At 63.9% G+C, this 18,193-nt stretch carries 15 protein-coding genes and 1 pseudogene; 8 read left to right on the forward strand and 8 right to left on the reverse strand.

Annotation, left to right across the window (positions count from 1 at the left end):
* The first annotated feature begins 5 nt into the window (after window positions 1-5).
* Window positions 6-659 carry a fructose-6-phosphate aldolase gene (gene fsa / locus ACG873_RS22990; RefSeq protein WP_394887917.1) on the forward strand — a complete coding sequence of 218 codons (654 nt, stop codon included), beginning with the start codon at window positions 6-8 and terminating at the stop codon, window positions 657-659.
* Window positions 660-723: 64 nt separating this feature from the next.
* On the opposite strand, the gene leuS is transcribed toward fsa, so the two are convergent.
* Window positions 724-3,351, reverse strand: a complete 2,628-nt coding sequence (leuS, locus tag ACG873_RS22995; RefSeq protein ID WP_394887919.1) for a leucine--tRNA ligase — start codon at window positions 3,349-3,351, stop codon at window positions 724-726.
* A 121-nt stretch (window positions 3,352-3,472) separates the two neighbouring features.
* On the opposite strand from leuS, the gene ACG873_RS23000 reads away from it, so the two are divergent.
* The gene (locus ACG873_RS23000) at window positions 3,473-4,135 is read left to right on the forward strand and encodes a YggS family pyridoxal phosphate-dependent enzyme (protein WP_394887920.1); all 663 of its coding nucleotides are present in this window, start codon (window positions 3,473-3,475) and stop codon (window positions 4,133-4,135) included.
* Window positions 4,136-4,170: 35 nt separating this feature from the next.
* Here ACG873_RS23000 and ACG873_RS23005 read toward each other — a convergent pair whose 3' ends face one another.
* Window positions 4,171-5,076: a LysR family transcriptional regulator gene (locus ACG873_RS23005; protein ID WP_394887922.1), complete on the reverse strand. Its 906-nt coding sequence runs from the start codon at window positions 5,074-5,076 to the stop codon at window positions 4,171-4,173.
* A gap of 122 nt (window positions 5,077-5,198) precedes the next feature.
* Here ACG873_RS23005 and ACG873_RS23010 point away from each other — a divergent pair, with 122 nt between their 5' ends.
* Together ACG873_RS23010 and ACG873_RS23015 are read left to right on the forward strand one after the other, a co-directional pair.
* Window positions 5,199-6,395, forward strand: coding sequence for an MFS transporter (locus ACG873_RS23010; protein WP_394887924.1), 1,197 nt, complete (start codon window positions 5,199-5,201; stop codon window positions 6,393-6,395).
* 79 nt (window positions 6,396-6,474) lie between these two features.
* Window positions 6,475-7,509 (forward strand): aldo/keto reductase, encoded by a 1,035-nt coding sequence (locus ACG873_RS23015; RefSeq protein WP_394887926.1) that lies wholly within the window; start codon window positions 6,475-6,477, stop codon window positions 7,507-7,509.
* 38 nt (window positions 7,510-7,547) lie between these two features.
* Here ACG873_RS23015 and ACG873_RS23020 read toward each other — a convergent pair whose 3' ends face one another.
* Window positions 7,548-7,820, reverse strand: coding sequence for an usg protein (locus ACG873_RS23020; protein WP_394887927.1), 273 nt, complete (start codon window positions 7,818-7,820; stop codon window positions 7,548-7,550).
* Window positions 7,821-8,130: 310 nt separating this feature from the next.
* Between ACG873_RS23020 and acs the strand changes: the two genes are divergently transcribed.
* Both acs and ACG873_RS23030 read left to right on the forward strand, forming a co-directional pair.
* Window positions 8,131-10,086 carry an acetate--CoA ligase gene (acs, locus tag ACG873_RS23025; RefSeq protein ID WP_394887928.1) on the forward strand — a complete coding sequence of 652 codons (1,956 nt, stop codon included), beginning with the start codon at window positions 8,131-8,133 and terminating at the stop codon, window positions 10,084-10,086.
* 290 nt (window positions 10,087-10,376) lie between these two features.
* On the forward strand, window positions 10,377-10,544 hold the full coding sequence (locus tag ACG873_RS23030; protein ID WP_394887929.1) for a hypothetical protein: 168 nt from the start codon (window positions 10,377-10,379) through the stop codon (window positions 10,542-10,544).
* Window positions 10,545-10,568: 24 nt separating this feature from the next.
* On the opposite strand, the gene ACG873_RS23035 is transcribed toward ACG873_RS23030, so the two are convergent.
* The 5 genes from ACG873_RS23035 to ACG873_RS23055 all read right to left on the reverse strand — a co-directional run bounded on the left by ACG873_RS23035 (window position 10,569) and on the right by ACG873_RS23055 (window position 15,628).
* Complete coding sequence (locus ACG873_RS23035; protein WP_394887931.1) at window positions 10,569-11,837, reverse strand: class I SAM-dependent methyltransferase; 1,269 nt, start codon at window positions 11,835-11,837, stop codon at window positions 10,569-10,571.
* 422 nt (window positions 11,838-12,259) lie between these two features.
* Window positions 12,260-13,621 (reverse strand): pilus assembly protein TadG-related protein, encoded by a 1,362-nt coding sequence (locus ACG873_RS23040; protein WP_394887933.1) that lies wholly within the window; start codon window positions 13,619-13,621, stop codon window positions 12,260-12,262.
* A gap of 260 nt (window positions 13,622-13,881) precedes the next feature.
* Window positions 13,882-14,349: a thermonuclease family protein gene (locus tag ACG873_RS23045; protein ID WP_394887935.1), complete on the reverse strand. Its 468-nt coding sequence runs from the start codon at window positions 14,347-14,349 to the stop codon at window positions 13,882-13,884.
* Window positions 14,350-14,420: 71 nt separating this feature from the next.
* Window positions 14,421-15,290: a transglutaminase-like domain-containing protein gene (locus tag ACG873_RS23050; RefSeq protein WP_394887937.1), complete on the reverse strand. Its 870-nt coding sequence runs from the start codon at window positions 15,288-15,290 to the stop codon at window positions 14,421-14,423.
* 122 nt (window positions 15,291-15,412) lie between these two features.
* Complete coding sequence (locus ACG873_RS23055) at window positions 15,413-15,628, reverse strand: DUF1674 domain-containing protein (protein ID WP_394887940.1); 216 nt, start codon at window positions 15,626-15,628, stop codon at window positions 15,413-15,415.
* Between the two features lie 112 nt (window positions 15,629-15,740).
* Here ACG873_RS23055 and htpX point away from each other — a divergent pair.
* Window positions 15,741-16,722: pseudogene (htpX, locus tag ACG873_RS23060) on the forward strand (zinc metalloprotease HtpX).
* Window positions 16,719-18,158 (forward strand): RsmB/NOP family class I SAM-dependent RNA methyltransferase, encoded by a 1,440-nt coding sequence (locus ACG873_RS23065; RefSeq protein ID WP_394887942.1) that lies wholly within the window; start codon window positions 16,719-16,721, stop codon window positions 18,156-18,158. The pseudogene htpX and the gene ACG873_RS23065 overlap by 4 nt, the downstream one beginning before the upstream one ends.
* Window positions 18,159-18,193 lie beyond the last annotated feature (35 nt).

Here is an 18,193-nt window from a genome sequence, read left to right on the forward strand (position 1 = left end):
CTGCCATGAAATTCTTCGTCGACACCGCCGACGTGAAGGAAATCCGCGAACTCAACGATCTGGGGCTGCTCGACGGCGTCACCACCAATCCATCGCTGATCCTGAAATCCGGCGGCAACATCACCGAAGTCACTCGGGAGATTTGCAGCATCGTCGAAGGTCCGGTCTCGGCCGAAGTCGTCGCCACCGAATACAAGGAGATGATGCGCGAAGCCGAGGTGCTGTCGAGGATCGCCGACAATATCTGCATCAAGGTGCCGCTTACACTCGACGGCCTGAAAGCCTGCAAGGCGATCACCGGCGACGGCCGCAAGGTCAATGTCACGCTCTGCTTTTCGGCCACCCAGGCGCTGCTCGCCGCCAAGGCCGGCGCCACCTTCATCTCGCCCTTCATCGGCCGCATCGACGACATGGGCGTCGATGGCATGGAACTGATCGGTGAGATCAAGATGATCTACGACAATTACAATTTCGATACGGAAATCCTCGCCGCGTCGATTCGTACGGTCAATCATGTCAAGCAAGCAGCAATGATCGGAGCTCACGTCGCCACCGTTCCGCCTGCGACGTTGAAGGCTCTGGTCAAGCATCCGCTGACCGACAAGGGGCTGGAAGCCTTCCTCTCCGACTGGGCCAAGACCGGCCAGAAGATCGGCTGATTCAGCCCTAAACGCGGCGCGGTTTTCCGCGCCGCGCCTGCCTCGCAGTTGTGCCCGCCGGCACTCAGGCGACGACGTTGACGATCCGCTGCGGCACCACGATCACCTTGCGCGGCGCCTTGCCCTCGAGCGCCTTCTGCACGAAATCGAGCGCCAGCGCCGCCTTCTCCACCGCGCCTTGGTCAGCGTCGCGGGCGATCGTCAGGTCGCCGCGCTTCTTGCCGTTGATCTGCACGGGATAGACCACGTCGTTGTCGACCGTCAGCGCAGGATCGAATTCCGGCCATGGCCGGTTCGCCACGAAACCTTCGCCGCCAAGTGCTGCCCAGCACTCCTCGGCCAGATGCGGCATCATCGGCGCGATCATCACGACCAGCATCTCCAGCGCCTGCCGGGCGGCCGCAGCCATCGCCGGCGACGCCTTGCCCGCCGCCACTTCGGCCAATGGCCCTTGCAGCGTGTTGGACAGTTCATAAATGCGCGCGACCGCCTTGTTGAATCCGAGCCTGTCGATCTCTTCGCCGACAGCCTTCACCGTCCTGTGCGCAGCCTTGGAAACCGCCCCGGCCTCGCCTTCGCCTGCGGATTCCGGCGCAACTCCGGCAAGCGCCGGCGCGGCTTCTGAAACCAGCCGCCAGATGCGCTGCACGAAGCGATGCGCCCCTTCCACGCCGGCTTCCGTCCAGATCACATCGCGCTCCGGCGGCGAATCCGACAGCATGAACCAGCGCGCCGTGTCGGCGCCGTAGCTGGCGATGATGTCGTCGGGATCGACGACGTTTTTCTTCGACTTCGACATCTTCTCGATCGCGCCGATCTCGATCTCTGCGCCGGTCGCAAGCAGCGTCGCGCGGCGCTTTCCGTCCGTCTCCTCGATCTTGACCTCGGCTGGCTGCACCCAGCCCTTCGGGCCCTTGTAGGTTTCGTGCACCACCATGCCTTGGGTGAACATGCCCGCGAACGGCTCCTTCACCTGGTTCAGATGGCCGGTGATCCGCATCGCCCGCGTGAAGAAGCGCGAGTAGAGCAGATGCAGGATCGCGTGCTCGACGCCGCCGATGTACTGGTCGACCGGCAGCCAGCCGTTCTTGCCGTCGACGGCCGACAGTGTGGTCGGCGCCTCGTCGTTCCACGGATCGGTGAAGCGCGCGAAATACCACGATGAATCGACGAACGTATCCATCGTATCGGTGTCGCGCCGGGCCGGCTTGCCGCATTCCGGGCAGTCGACATGTTTCCAGGTCGGATGGTGGTCAAGCGGGTTGCCCGGCTTTTCGAACGACAGATCGTGCGGCAGTTCGACAGGCAGCGCCTTGGCCGGCACCGCGCCGCAAGCGTCGCAATAGATCACCGGGATAGGCGCACCCCAGCAGCGCTGGCGCGAGATCAGCCAGTCGCGCAGCCGGAACTGCACCTTGCGTTCGCCCTGCGGCCGGTTGCCGACGGTCACGCCGGACAGCCGCGTCGCCACCTCCTCGAATGCCCTTTCCGGCGTCATGCCGTCGAGAAAGCGCGAATTGATCATCACGCCGTCGTCGACATAGGACTCATCGATGATCTGGAAGGTTTTCGCGTCAGCGTCGGCCGGCATCACCACCGGAACCACCGGCAGGCCATATTTGTTGGCGAAGTCGAGGTCGCGCTGATCGCCGGACGGGCAGCCGAATATGGCGCCGGTGCCGTAGTCCATCAGCACGAAATTCGCGACATAGACCGGCAGCGTCCATTCCGGATCGAAAGGGTGAACGACGCGAATGCCCGTGTCGAAGCCCCTCTTCTCGGCAGTTGCGATCTCAGCCGTCGACGTGCCGCCGCGCTTGATCTCCTTGATGAAGGCGGCCAGTTCGATATCGCCATCCGCGGCCTTCTTCGCCAGCGGATGGTCGGCGGCGATCGCCATGAACGAGGCGCCGAAAATCGTATCCGGACGCGTCGTATAGACTTCGAGCTCGGTCTCGCCTGCCGGCGCTGTTTCCTTCGCCAGCGGCCAGCGGATCAGCATGCCTTCCGAGCGGCCGATCCAGTTCGCCTGCATCAGCTTGACCTTTTCCGGCCACTTGTCGAGCGTGTCGAGGCCTTCGAGCAGTTCCTGCGACATCGACGTGATCTTGAAGAACCATTGCGTCAGGTCGCGCTGCTCGACCAGCGCGCCGGAGCGCCAGCCGCGGCCGTCTATGACCTGCTCGTTGGCGAGCACGGTCATGTCCTCCGGGTCCCAGTTGACCTTGGCGGATCTGCGCTCGGCCAGCCCGGCCTTCCAGAAATCCAGGAACATGCGCTGCTGGTGCTTGTAATAGGACGGATCGCAGGTGGCGAACTCGCGCGACCAATCCCACGACAGGCCCATCGTCTTCAGCTGGCCTTTCATCGTCTCGATGTTGGCGTAGGTCCAGTCGCGCGGATTGACCTTGTTGTCGCGCGCCGCGTTCTCCGCCGGCAGGCCGAAGGCATCCCAGCCTATCGGGTGCAGCACGTTGAATCCCTTGGCGCGGCGATAACGCGCCACCACGTCGCCCATCGCGTAGTTGCGGACGTGGCCCATATGGATGCGCCCGGACGGATAGGGAAACATCTCCAGCATATAATATTTCGGGCGCGGGTCGTCGTTCTTCGTCTCGAACAGCTTTTCCCCGTTCCAGGCCTTCTGCCATTTGGGTTCGGACGCGCGCGGATTGTATCGTTCGGTTGCCATGACCGGTTTTTCACTTAAAAGACGTGCGGATTGACGGACGGGCGGACCTTCACCACGGTTTGCCGGACCCGTCAACACCATGGCCCACTACGGCGGCGGACGACAACCGGGATATATGGACATGGCGGATGCGGTCGAACAGCTTGCCGCGGTAAGGACGAAAATCGCCGCCGCCGAGCGGCAGGCCGGCCGCGAGCCCGGTTCGGTGACGCTGGTCGCCGTGACGAAGACCTTCGGCGCGCCCGACATAAACCCCGTTCTTTTGGCCGGCCAGCGCGTCTTCGGCGAGAACCGGGTCCAGGAAGCGCAGGGCAAATGGCCGGCGCTGAAGGTCGAATTCCCCGATGTGGAGCTTCATCTCATCGGCCCGCTCCAGTCGAACAAGGCGAAGGAGGCCGTGGCGCTGTTCGATGTCATCGAGACGGTCGATCGCGAGAAGATCGCGGCAGCACTTGCCGCCGAAATCCGCAAGCAGGCCAAGGCGCCGCGGCTTTTCGTCCAGGTCAACACCGGCTCCGAACCGCAGAAGGCCGGCATAGAACCGCGCGAGGCGGTCGCGTTCGTCGGCCGCTGCCGCAATGTCCACGGCCTCGCCGTCGAGGGGCTGATGTGCATTCCGCCGCTGGACGAGAACCCCGGCCCGCATTTCGCGCTCCTTGAAAAACTGGCGCGTGAAGCCGGCGTCAAGAAGTTGTCGATGGGCATGTCCGGCGACTACGAACTCGCCATTGCCTTCGGCGCGACGAGCGTGCGGGTAGGCAGCGCGATCTTCGGAAGCCGCTAGACGCCTGATCCGTACTCTCGGGGCGGCAGCGCCGCCTATAACCGCACGTTCTCGACCAGGAAATCGAGGAAGGCACGGACCCGCGCCGGCAGGTGCTTGCCCTGGCCGACATAGACGGCGTGGACCGGCTCGTCGTCGCCGGGATTGAACTCTTCGAGCAAGGGAACCAGCCGCCCCGCCGCGATGTCAGGGCCGACGTGCCAGAGAGCGTGCCGGGCGATGCCGCCGCCGGCGAGCGCCATTAGCCGCATCGATTCGCCGTCGCTTACCAGCGACTTGCCGGACGGCATGACGCTGACCGGCCGGCCTTGGCGGTCGTGGAAATGCCAGCCCTCGACGAGACGCGAAAAGCAGAAGCCCAGCACGTTGTGACGGTGAAGATCGGCCGGCGTTTCCGGCCTGCCATGCTTTTCGAGGTAGGAGGGTGACGCGACCACCACCATACGGCTCTGGCCGAGCTTGCGGGCGACGAGGCTCGACTCGGCGAGCGGGCCGGCGCGGATCGCCAGGTCGGCGCGCTCCTCGAGCAGATCGACGACGCGATCGGTGAGCGACAGGTCGATCGAGATTTCCGGGTTGAGCTCCAGGAATTTCGGGATCAGCGGGACCAGTTTGTGCTGGCCGAACGGCACCAGGCAATTGACGCGCAAGCGTCCGCGCGGCGCTGCCCCCGCCGCTGCCTCGCGCTCCGCCGCCGCGATCTCGGCCAGGATGCGCAGCCCGCTCTCATAGAAGGCGACGCCTTCCGGCGTAACCTGCAATTTGCGGGTCGAGCGGCGCACCAGGCGGGCGCCGAGCCTGTTCTCCAGCCGCGCGATCAGCTTGCTGACCGCCGAAGGCGTCATCCGCAATTCGCGCGCCGCAGCGGAGAAGCTCTGCTCCTCGACGACACGCACAAAAACTTCGATCTCGCCGGAACGGTTTATTTCGGGCCTCGCCATTCGTGAATTTATTTCACAGAAAATGTGCCTTGATCAAGGCTGGTTCACAGCCGGCAGGGTCACGATCTTTCGAAAACGGCGCGGGGGGACGCGGCGCCTACGAAAAGGAAGGGACCCGCCAGATGCCTCTCGCTCTCTACGCCCTCACTGCCGGCGCCTTCGGCATCGGCGTTACCGAATTCGTCATCATGGGCCTGCTGCTCGATGTCAGCGCCGATCTCGGCGTCTCGATCTCGGCGGCCGGCATGCTGATTTCCGGCTATGCGCTCGGTGTCGTGGTCGGCGCCCCGCTGCTCGGCGCCATCTCCGGCCGCTGGTCGAAGAAGACGCTGCTGACGAGCCTGATGGTCGTCTTCACCGTCGGCAATCTCGCCTGCGCGCTGGCGCCCGACTACTGGACGCTGATGGCCGCCCGCGTGCTCACCGCGTTCGCCCATGCTTCGTTCTTCGGCGTCGGCTCGGTCGTCGCCACCGGTCTGGTGCCGGCCAACAAGAAGGCCTCGGCCATCGCCGTGATGTTCACCGGACTGACCGTCGCCAACATCCTCGGCGTGCCGTTCGGCACCTGGCTCGGCCAGGCCTATGGCTGGCGTTCGACATTCTTGGCCGTCACGCTGGTCGGGGTGATCGCCATCGCGGTCATCGCGCTTCTGGTTCCGCGCGACAATCCGGCTGGCGGTTCGGAAGAGAGTTCGGAAGGAGTGCTCCCCGTGCTCGGCCGCCGCGCCGTGCTGCTCGGCCTCGCAACCACCGTGCTTTCCTGGGTCGGCGTCTTCGCCGGCTTCACCTACATCGCGCCGATCCTGACCCGGATCACCGGTTTCTCCGAGGCCGGCGTGTCGCCGATCCTGCTGGTCTTCGGCGGCGGCCTCGTCATCGGCAATCTGCTCGGCGGGCGGTTTGCCGACCAGAGGCTGGTGCCGACGATGCTGGGCAGCCTCGCCGCGCTGTCGGTCGTGCTGTTCGCCATGACCTTCGCCATCCACAGCCAGGTGCTGGCGGTCGTCGCGATCGGGTTGTTCGGCGCCGCCGCCTTCGCCACCGTCGCGCCGCTGCAGATGTGGGTGCTGGACAAGGCCGAGGGCGCCGGCCAGGGCCTCGCCTCGTCGTTCAACATCGCCGCCTTCAACCTCGGCAACGCCATCGGCGCCTGGCTCGGCGGTTTCGTCATCGACCATGGTCCAGGCCTCGGCGCGGTCACCTGGGTTGCAGGGCTGGTCCCGCTCGCAGCGATCGCCGTCGCGCTCGCTGCCCTGCGCCTTGAGGCACGCGACGAACGCCTAGTTCCCGCCGCCGCCTGCCCCGACGCTGCGGAATGATTGCAACGCACCGGCCCGAACGGACGCCGGCGAGAATCGCTGCTACTGAACCACCTCCGAAACGAAAAGGAATTTTACCATGGAATACAGACGTCTTGGCGCATCCGGCCTCAAGGTGCCGGCCCTCAGCTTCGGTGCAGGAACCTTCGGCGGTTCGGGACCGCTTTTCGGCGCCTGGGGCACCAGCGACGCCAGGGAGGCGCGGCGGCTGATCGATATCTGCCTCGAAGCGGGCGTCAACCTCTTCGACACCGCCGATGTCTATTCAAACGGCGCCTCGGAAGAGGTGCTCGGCGAGGCCATCAAGGGACGCCGCGACGCCGTGCTCATCTCTACCAAGACCTCGCTGCCGATGGGCGACGGGCCAAACGATGCTGGCTCTTCCCGCTCCCGCCTCATCAAGGCAGTCGAGGACGCGCTGCGGCGGTTGGGCACTGGCTATATCGACCTCCTGCAACTGCATGCCTTCGACGCTGGGACGCCGATCGAGGAGGTTCTGTCGACGCTTGACGGTCTCGTGCGTGCCGGCAAGCTCCGCTATATCGGCGTATCCAATTTCTCCGGCTGGCAGGTGATGAAATCGCTCGGACTGGCCGACAGGCACGGCTGGCCGCGCTACGTAGCGCATCAGGTCTACTATTCGCTGCTCGGCCGCGACTACGAATGGGAATTGATGCCGCTCGGGCTCGACCAGGGCGTGGGCGCGCTGGTGTGGAGCCCGCTCGGCTGGGGACGCCTGACCGGCAAGATTCGCCGCGGCCAGCCGCTGCCGGAAGGAAGCCGGCTGCACGAGACGGCAAGTTACGGGCCGCCGGTCGACGACGATCATCTGTTCCGGATCGTGGACGCGCTCGACGCGGTGGCCGAGGAAACCGGCAAGACGGTGCCGCAGATCGCCATCAACTGGCTGCTTCAGCGCCCGACCGTGTCGTCGGTCATCATCGGCGCCCGCAACGAGGAGCAGCTTCGCCAGAATTTGGGTGCAGTCGGCTGGGCGCTGACGCCCGCGCAGATCAAGACGCTTGATGAGGCGAGCGCCGTCACCGCGCCCTATCCGTATTTCCCCTACCGCCGGCAGGAGGGTTTTGCGCGGCTCAGCCCGCCCGCGGTCTGACGAGGCCGGCAAATGCGCGGTAGGGACGGCGGGGACGGCTAATGCAGCACGAATTCCCCGTCGACCTTGCGCCATTCGTTCGGCGCGATCAGCTTCTGGTGGGTATAGGTCACCGAATGCAGCGGCCCGTCGAGTTTCGTCCGCCAGAAGTCGATGAACTTCACCAGCACCGGAAACTTCGGCGCGATGTCGTATTCCTGCCAGACGAAGGTCTGCAGCAGATGCGGGTGGTCAGGGAGATGATAGAGGAACTGCGCCGTGGTCAGCCCATATCCCATCAGCATCAGTTCCATTTCCGATGTGTCGCGCATGGCGTCCTTCGAGCCTCTCAGACAAGTCCTCCACCGCCAGAGTGTGCGGCGCGATGGTTAACCGTCTATTGACAACGCAATGTAGCCGATCCGGTTTCATCCACGAAATCAAAAGCTTGGCAGCAACAGCCGGCGAGTGCTGACAGGCCTCGCCCATGGTTCGGCGGCGCAGGTGCGGCATGCCGCCGCGGCGAATCCAACGTCTAATATTGTGGCAAGCGGCCAAATGATAATAAATGCCCGCAAATCCGCCCTTGCGGCGGAGATGCCGGCGCGTTCGACGCCAGCTTCATTTCGGGAGGGAGACAGAATGTCCGAGGCAAAAATCCACCGCGTCAAGCCGGAGTGGAAGAAGAACGCGCTCATCGACAACGAGACGTACCTGAAATGGTACGCCGAGAGCGTCAAGAACCCGGACAGGTTCTGGGGCAAGCACGGCAAGCGCATCGACTGGTTCAAGCCCTACACCAAGGTCAAGAACACCTCCTTCACCGGCAAGGTCTCGATCAAGTGGTTTGAGGACGGGCTGACCAACGTCTCGTACAATTGCATCGACCGCCATCTGAAGAAGCGCGGCAACCAGACCGCGATCATCTGGGAGGGCGACAATCCGTACGACGACAAGAAGATCACCTACAATGAGCTGCACGAGCATGTCTGCCGCCTCGCCAATGCGCTGAGGAAGCACGGCGTCAAGAAGGGCGACCGCGTCACCATCTACATGCCGATGATTCCCGAGGCCGCCTATGCGATGCTCGCCTGCACCCGCATCGGCGCCATCCATTCCGTCGTCTTCGGCGGCTTTTCGCCGGATTCGCTCGCCGGCCGTATCGAGGATTGCCGCTCGACTTTCGTCATCACCGCCGACGAAGGCCTGCGGGGCGGCAAGACTGTTCCGCTGAAGGACAACACCGACAAGGCGATCGAGATCGCCGCGCGTGACGGTGCCAAAGTCGAGAAGGTTCTGGTGGTGCGCCGCACGGGTGGCAAAATCGCCTGGGTGGAAGGCCGCGATCTCTGGTACCACGACGAGGTCGCCTCGGTGAAACCCGACTGCAAGCCCGAGAAGATGAAGGCCGAGGATCCGCTGTTCATCCTCTACACCTCGGGCTCGACCGGCAAGCCGAAGGGCGTGCTCCACACCACGGGCGGCTATCTCGTCTACGTCTCGATGACCCACCAATATGTCTTCGACTACCATGACAAGGACATCTACTGGTGCACCGCCGATGTCGGCTGGGTCACCGGCCACAGCTACATCGTCTACGGGCCGCTCTCCAACGGCGCCACGACGCTGATGTTCGAAGGCGTGCCCAACTACCCTTCGCCCTCGCGCTTCTGGGAAGTCATCGACAAGCACAAGGTCAATATCTTCTACACCGCGCCGACCGCCATCCGCGCGCTGATGGGCGCCGGCAACAGCCATGTGAAGAAGACTTCGCGCAAGTCGCTGCGGGTGCTTGGCACCGTCGGCGAGCCGATCAACCCGGAAGCCTGGGAATGGTATTTCAACACCGTCGGCAACGGGAAGGTGCCAGTCGTCGACACGTGGTGGCAGACCGAGACCGGCGGCATTCTGATCACGCCGCTGCCCGGCGCGACGGACCTGAAACCTGGCTCGGCGACGCGGCCGTTCTTCGGAGTGCAACCTGAACTTGTCGACAATGACGGCAAGGTTCTGGAAGGCACGGCCAGTGGCAACCTTTGCATCACCGATTCCTGGCCCGGCATGATGCGCACCGTCTATGGCGACCACGACCGTTTCATCCAGACCTATTTTTCGAACTACAAAGGCAAATATTTCACCGGCGACGGCTGCCGCCGCGACGAGGACGGCTATTACTGGATCACCGGCCGCGTCGACGACGTCATCAACGTTTCCGGCCACCGCATGGGCACCGCCGAAGTGGAATCGGCGCTGGTCAGCCATGAAAAGGTTTCGGAAGCCGCGGTCGTCGGCTACCCGCACGACATCAAGGGCCAGGGCATCTACTGCTACGTCACCCTGATGGCTGGCGAACAATGGTCGGACGACCTCCGCAAGGAGCTTGTCGCCCACGTCCGCAAGGAGATCGGCGCCATCGCCTCGCCCGACAAGATCCAGTTCGCGCCGGGCCTGCCGAAAACCCGCTCGGGCAAGATCATGCGGCGCATCCTGCGGAAAATCGCCGAGAACGATTTTGGCGCGCTCGGCGACACCTCGACACTCGCCGATCCCGCCGTCGTCGACGATCTCGTCGCGAACAGGCAGAACAAGAGGGCGTAGCACAGTGCGTTCCGCTCCCTGAGGGGAGGAGAACTGCACATGCGCGATCGGCTGTGACGCGACAGCTTTCGACGATCGTCCGATCCGATGCTGATTACTGCTGAAATCGGGGCAAACAAGAAATTATCAGCTCCCCTCGGATACTGCCCATATCCGGTTCCCATCGCTCCGATGCACGGAACCCCTTTCCCCCTCACGGGCAGGATCGAAACTTCAGGTTGCAGTTTTAGTCAATTCTGATACAACCGTAGCGAGCGCCGATTCCCGGCGCTTGATGGCGGGAGCCCGTGATGAAATATCGCAAGCGGAATGGGAAGGACACCTGGCACTTCTGCACCAATTGCCAGAACTGGCCCACCTCAGACTATGATGAGCGCGAAACGAAGCCGACTTATGGCGAGTTCTGCAACGAGTGCCTGGCAAAAAACACGAACGGCACCTGCACCAAGAAGCAGTAACGCCACGCCGTTGAAATCAGACAGCTACCTGTACAAATCGGCCCGCGTCGGCGGCAGCCCGCTAGGGCCGCGCGCGCGCCGCGTCGCCACCGTCTGATAGATCAGCACCGAGCCGCCGTTGAAACCGAGCGAGCAGCCGGTGAGATAGAGCAGCCATAGCCGCGCCTTGGCCTCGCCGACCTCGGCGATCGCCTCGTCGAAGCGGGCATGCAGCCGTTCCGCCCACAACCTGCACGTGCGGGCGTAGTGCTCGCGCAAATTCTCGACGTCGTGCACCTCGAAGCCGTAGGCTTCCAGGTTTTCCACCGTCATGCCGATATGATCGACCTCGCCGCCCGGGAAAATATACTTGATCAGCGCCTTGTAGCTTGGAGCCTTGCGCTTCCAGGCCTTGCGGTCCCGCTTCATGCGCCTCGTGATCGCGTGATGCAGATAGATGCCGCCGGGCTTGAGCAACCGGTGGACGGCGAGGAAATAGGCCTCGTGGTTGGCCAGCCCGAGATGCTCGAACATGCCGATCGACGAGATCTTGTCGAATTTCCCGGTCAGTTCGGAATAAGGCTTCACCTCGATGGTGATGCGGTCCTCCAGCCCTTCCGCGCGGATGCGCTCGCGGGCGAGCGCGGTCTGCGCCTCCGACAGCGAGACGCCGTGGCCGGTAACGCCATAATGCTTGGCGGCATGGATCAGCATCGCACCCCACCCGCAGCCGATGTCCAGCAGGGTCTCGCCGGGCTTCAGCCGCAGCTTGCGGCAGATATGGTCGAGCTTGTCGGCCTGCGCCTGGTCGATGCCGTTGGAAAAATCTTTGAAGTAGCCGCAGCTGTAGACCATCCGCTCGTCGAGGAAGAGCCGGTAGAAGGCGTTCGAGATGTCGTAGTGGTGGGTGATCGCCTCCTTGTTGGAGCCGCTGACAAAGGGGGTGCGGCCGGCCAGCCGGTCGAGCGCCGCGTCGCGCCCGCTCGAAAGCATCAGCGCCGGCAGGTCGCGCAGCAGCTGAAGCTTGGGAATCTGGCGCAGCATGGCCTTCAATTTTACCTGCGGGCGGCGCGCGACGATGTCGAACAGCGAGCCGTTTTCGACATCGATGGCTTTGGAGACCCAGAGTTCGACCAGCGTCGCGAACACCGGACGCCATATGACGCGGCCAACGATGCGGCTGTCGTTGATCGCCACCACCGGCCCGCCGGCCGGCCCGATGCGCTCGCCGTTCCAGAGCCGCACCGCGAAGTCCGGCTTCAGTTCGTCGACCATTGTCCGGATGATCCGGGCTGCCCTGGCTGCGCTGTCCATCCTCTCCGTGCCGCCGGATCTGGAGTCCGGCGTCCCCTTGGCGGGCACATGATGGCCGCTCGGCCGCGCCGTCACAATGGTTTTGTTGCTTTCGGAACACGCTCCCGGCGAATTTTCCGCTCGCGCTTGCCATTTCCAAACGAACACCCCATCCTTAGCGGGTGTTCAACAAATCGAAAGGAGGTGATCCGATGTCGAGTGATTTCGTTTTCCAGAACGTGGCCTCAGCGGATTGCCCTTTCGGGAAGCAGCCTTCCCGTTAACGGCGCAAGATGCGCGGCTTGTGACCTCGAGCACGATCTGAAAAGCTCATGCTCTGACAGATGAGGTTACGGCCAGGGGCCGCGCCACGGACGGAAACACGGAAGGCCGCCTGCTTCGAAAGAAGCGGCGGCCTTTTCCTTTGCCCGAACGCTGCGGCACTACTTGGTCAGCGCCAGCCCTTCGATGTTGCGCGCTATTTCCTGGAAGGCTTTGTCGAGTTCGGCTCCGGTCGAAGTCTGGTAATAGTGCTTGACGCTGCCGGTATCGGGGGTGGCGCAATCCTTCATCACGTCTTTCGCGTAGCTGTTTTCGAGCTTGAAACCCACGCTGAAGATTTCAATGTTCTGCGCGCGCATGGCCGCGCAGAGTTTCTTCGCAGCGGTTCGGGTCGGCTCCTTGCCCGCGCCGTTATAGACCTCGGATGATTCGCTTGCGTCGAAGTAGGATAGGTTGAATTCGCCGTCGGTCATGAGGATCGCGTATTTGCCAATCTTTTTTGGGTCGAACTTCGTCGGTCGCGCACTTTCTTCGAGAACGCCCGACCACCGTTCCGAAAGCATATACCAGGCCCACTGGATGCCAATGTGGCCGCCGGTGCCGCCCTCGGCCACGAAATCCTTGATTGTGGCCTTCAGAGCGGCGGCGTCGGCTGTTAGAGGCGTCAGAGCGGCAACCGGACATGCGCGGGTTCGGGATTCCTTGGAGAACTCGGTCAGGAGCAGATCGCGGTTGACCATCGAGACATCCGGACCGGCATCCGTATACTGCTCGCTGCCTTTGCGCTCGGTGGCGCAATTGTCCAAGCGGGTCGCGCTGCCGGAAACGGCGATCGGATCGTCCGAGCCAGGCGCCTGCTTGCGGTCGGAGGTTTTCCGCTCGACGAACACGCTGGCACCTGCGAGGCTGCCGGCATTGACCGAATTGGCGTAAGGCACGATCGCCACGCGGACGCGCGGCTTCTTCGGATCCTGACCGTCAAGGAACGCGTCGACTGCGTTTTTCGCCGCCGTTTTCAGATCGTTGATCTTATGGCCGCCCATCGACCCGGTCACATCCAGCATCATCGCCACCTCGATCGTCTTGTCGGAATAGACGGCGGCCGAGGTGATTGAAACACGGGGGTCCTTGGTCGAGAATATGGGGAATGCCAGGTTCACATTTGCGTAGGCCGTCGCCTCGATGGTCTTCGCCATGCGGTCGATCACCAGCTGTTCCAGCACGAACTGTTCCGTCGTCGCGAATTTAGGATCGCTGTTGACGCCCAGAAACGCCTCGACCATCTTGCGCGCCTCTTCCGGCTCGATCGCGCCTGTCGTCAGGTCGCGCGCGGTCGAGGTCACCGCAGCGTCGAGCGCATTTTGCAGGCTGGATTTGAGCTGGTACGACTGCGCCACATTGACGCCGAGGCCAACCGACAGCATCAGCATCGAGGCTATCACACCCGTCAGAATCGCGAAATTGCCGCGCCTATCGCCGGTGAAGCTGCCCGCGACCTGTCTCGCTTTGTCGAAAATCCGCATCGTTCCCGCCTCCGTTTCGGCGGATTGCGCCGCCTGAACGGGACAATGCAGGAATCCGGCCGGAACCGCCCCTCTATACGGCCGAACTGGTACATGAAAGTGCTAATGGATTGTTTTTACGGAACATTGCCCGGCATGGTGGTAAACCGCCGGTAAACAGCTCCGCCGGCATTTCCTTTCCGGCCGGGCGCCGCCGCGGGCTCGGGAAATCAGCTTGACAAGCTGTCCCTCAGTGGCACAGTTGCCCGTGCCATACTGGTTCAGTCGCACCAGCTCCGCCGTTTTCCACCCCCGTATGGGCGCACGATGTTCCGCTCGATCATGATTTTCGATACGGCTGCGCCCTCTTGCGTGGCGACGTCGGCCAGCACGCGGCCGTAATATTTCGCGCCGCCGATATTGGAGATCGAGATCGCGCCGCCGCCGATCAGTTCGGCCAGCACCGCGCGGGCGTGCATCGCCGCGACGCGCTCGCTCTCGCAGCGGCTCTTCATCTCCGGCGCGTCTATGCCGCGAACACGGATGTTCACGCGGACGGACTGCCCCGGCCAGATATGCGCTTCGGCCAGGAACGTGTCGCCGTCGATGACCTCGACGACGGTAGCCTCGACCGGCCCCCTGAAGCTCTTCGCCGCATAGGCCGGCTCCGCGGCAAACAGCACCACGCCCGCCAGCATCGCTGCATAGCCGGGAATCGATTTTCGTTCGTGAAAAGACCGCGAATCCATGACAAGGCATTTATTCCTATTTCCGGGAACGATGCAATGCCGATCTGGGATCAGATATGTTGAGGTTCGGGTCAGGCAATCATATGCGCGCCGATGGTGCGATCGACGCCATGGTAGGGCGGCTTGGAGGGATGGTTCTCCTGCTCGTAGGTCCATACCTTGAAGGTGGTCAGGCTGTGCGGCCCGAAGCTGTGCAGCAGCGGCACATCGGTTGCGTCGCGGCCGCGCGCGACGGCGACGCGACCGATGCGCCGCATATTATGGCGAGCGTCGAATGTGTACCACTTCCCGTCGAGGAACGCCTCGAACCAGGCGTTGAAATCCATCGGCGCCGGGTCCGGCGGCACGCCGATATCGCCCAGATAACCGTTCACGTAGCGGGCGGGGATGTTCATGCACCGGCAAAGCGTGATCGCCAGATGCGCGAAGTCGCGGCAGACGCCGACCCGTTCCTCGTGCGCCTGGGCGGCCGTGCGGGTGTGACGCGCATAGCCGTAGCCGAAGGACAGCCGGTTATGCACGTAATCGGTGATCGCCTGAACGCGCGCCCAACCCGGCGGCTCTTGCCCGAACAGGTTCCACGCAAGATTGCCCAGATGGTCGGTCTCGCAATAGCGGCTGCCGAGCAGATAGCCGATCGCATCGTCGGGGAGCTCCTCTATGGGCGTCTCACCGGCCTGCGTATTTGTCTCGTCGGGCTCGCCGCTGTCCTCGACCACCGCATCGTACAGGATGCGGAATCCGCCCGCCGGCGCCACGAAACGGCGGCAGCTGTTGCCGTAGCGATCTTCATAGACCCGGCTCGGCGTCTTCGGCGAGGTGATGACGCGGGTCTGCCTCTTTATGTCCTTCTGCCGGTCCTTGTGGATTTCCAGGACCGATATCACTGGCGTCGGCTGCGGGCACTCGATCGCGATTTCATAGCCTAGCCTGATGAGCATGTGTGGGCCCCGGAGGAAGGAGAGAAGACAGTTTGTCGTTCAACGCGCCATGGTACCTCTTGTTCCGCAAAAGCCGCCGGCAAATCGGCCGGAAGACCCGCTTCGCCCGGCCGGGCGAAGCCTCAGAAGTCGCTGGCCAGGCCCTTGACCTCCCAGTCGCCATAACGCCCCGGATCGGCGCCTCCGCGCCCGCCTATTTCTTTCGGCAGCGACGCCTCGCGGTCGTTATAGACCCGGCGGCGTTCCTCCGCCTCCTTGAGCGCGCGTTCCGCCGCCGGGCTCAGGCGCTTGGCGGCCGTGGAGGCCTTGTCGGCATTGGCTGGCCGGGTGTCGGACATCGGCGCTCCTCATGGCAGGCAATTGAAACCGGACGGCAGGTTCACCATCATATAGTCGGGCCGGCACTGCGGTTCGAGCCTTTCTTCCGCAGCCGGCCGGATGGAGTCGACGATGAACATGATACGCACCGCAATGCTGCTGGCCTTCATGACCGCGCTCTTCATGGGCGTCGGCTACCTGATTGGCGGCGGCGGCGGCATGATGATCGCCTTTCTCATTGCCGCGGGCATGAACCTCTTCAGCTACTGGAATGCCGACAAGATGGTGCTCAGGATGCACCACGCCGTCGAGGTCGACGAGCGCAATGCGCCGGAATATTTCGGTATCGTCCGCGACCTTGCCGCCAGCGCCGGCCTGCCCATGCCGAAGGTCTACCTGATCGACAATCCGCAGCCCAACGCCTTCGCCACCGGCCGAAACCCTCAAAATGCAGCCGTGGCGGCCACGACGGGCCTGCTCGACCGCCTCTCCCACGAAGAGGTAGCCGCGGTCATGGCGCACGAACTCGCCCATGTGCAGAACCGCGACACACTGACGATGACGATCACCGCGACGCTCGCCGGTGCGATCTCCATGCTCGGCAACTTCGCTTTCTTCTTCGGCGGCAACCGCGATAACAACAATCCGCTCGGCATCATCGGCGTGCTGGTCGCGATGATCGTTGCGCCCCTGGCAGCCGCATTGGTGCAGATGGCGATCAGCCGCACGCGCGAATATTCCGCCGACCGCCGCGGCGCGGAAATCTGCGGCAACCCGCTCTGGCTTGCATCCGCCCTTGACAAGATCGCCCGCAACGCCGAACGCATCCACAACCCCGATGCCGAGCGCAATCCGGCAACGGCGCATCTTTTCATCATCAATCCCCTTTCCGGCGAGCGCATGGACAATCTTTTCTCGACCCATCCCAACACCGAGAACCGCATCGCCGCGCTCGAAGCCATGGCGCAGGATGGCGCTCGCCGTAGCGCTCCCGCTGAACGCACGGCGCAGCCGTGGGGCGCTCCCGCGGAACGCCCGGTCGAGCCGAAGGCCGAGACCGAAACCCAATCCGTGGGGCCGCAACCCGACCGGGCCGAAGGGCCCGTGGTCGTGACGGCCGAAAAAGGCCTGCACCGCAGCCGCAGATCGCCCGAAAGCGCCGCCCCTGCCCGCGCTAACGATGCACCCGGCCTCGCCGCCCGCAAGGCGGCCGCGAAACTCCTCGCAGCCGTTGTCGACGCGAAGACCTCGGCCGACGGGCTGACTGACCATGAGCACGGCCATCCGCAATACCGGGCGCTCGACATGCGCGACCGCTCGCTGGTGCGGGCGATCCTCGTCACTGCGCTGCGCTTTCGTCGCACCATCGACAATTTGATCTCGGCCCGGCTGGAAAAGCCGCTGCCCGCCAACGCCACGGCGCTGTCGCACCTCCTGCACGTCGCCGCCGCGCAGATCCTGTTCCTCGATATTCCCGACAGCGCCGCCGTCGATCTCGCCGTCACCCACGCCAAGTCCGATTCGCGCACCACGCGCTTTTCCGGCCTGGTCAACGGCGTGCTGCGCTCGCTGGCGCGCGGCAAGGCCGAGGAACTGCCGGCCATGCTGGCCGACACGCAGGATGCGCCCGAATGGTTCCGCAGCCGGCTCATCGCCGCTTACGGCGCCGACACCGCCAAAAAGATCATCGCTGCTCACCGCGTCGAAGCCCCGGTCGACTTCACCGTCAAATCCGATCCGGAACGCTGGGCCACGGAACTCGGCGGCATCGTCTTGCCGACGGGCTCGGTGCGGGTTGTCCGGCTTGCCGCGCCGGTCGCGGAATTGCCTGGCTATTCCGAAGGTGCATGGTGGGTCCAGGACGCCGCCGCCAGCCTGCCGGCGCGCCTGTTCGGCGATATCGCCGGCCTGCGCGTCGCCGACCTCTGCGCCGCACCGGGTGGCAAGACCGCGCAACTGGCTGCGGCCGGCGCACATGTCATCGCCATCGACAGTTCGAAGAACCGCCTGGCCCGGCTGGAAACGAACCTCCAGCGCCTCGGCTTGGCCGCAACCACCGTCCAGGCCGACATTTTGCAGTTCGAGCCGGAACAGCTTTTCGACGCCGTCCTGCTCGACGCGCCCTGCTCCTCGACTGGCACGGTGCGCCGCCATCCGGACGTGCCCTGGACCAAGTCGCCGGCCGACATCGAGAAACTCGCCGACCTGCAGCGCCGCATGCTCGAACGGGCGATTGGCTACGCAAAACCCGGCGGCCGCATTGTATTCTCCAATTGCTCGCTCGACCCGCTTGAGGGCGAGGCGCTCATCGCCGCATTCCTCGAAGCACAGCCCGGCGTCGCCGCCGATCAATTTTGCCCGGCGAGTTCGCAGATCTCGACCAGTTCCTCGACGCCCATGGCTCGCTCCGCACCACTCCCGCCGACATGGCGCTCGGCGACCCCGCTGTTTCGGGGATGGACGGCTTCTTCGCCGCGCGCCTCCGCCGCCTCGGCTAGTAGTTCTACGGGGGACATCCCGCCGGGCGGGGCAATTTCGTCTTCGCGTTAAGCCTTGAATCATCTGGACTCTTTTCGGCGGGGAAC

This window comes from Allomesorhizobium aridi (assembly GCF_043769475.1).
Taxonomy (GTDB): domain Bacteria; phylum Pseudomonadota; class Alphaproteobacteria; order Rhizobiales; family Rhizobiaceae; genus Allomesorhizobium.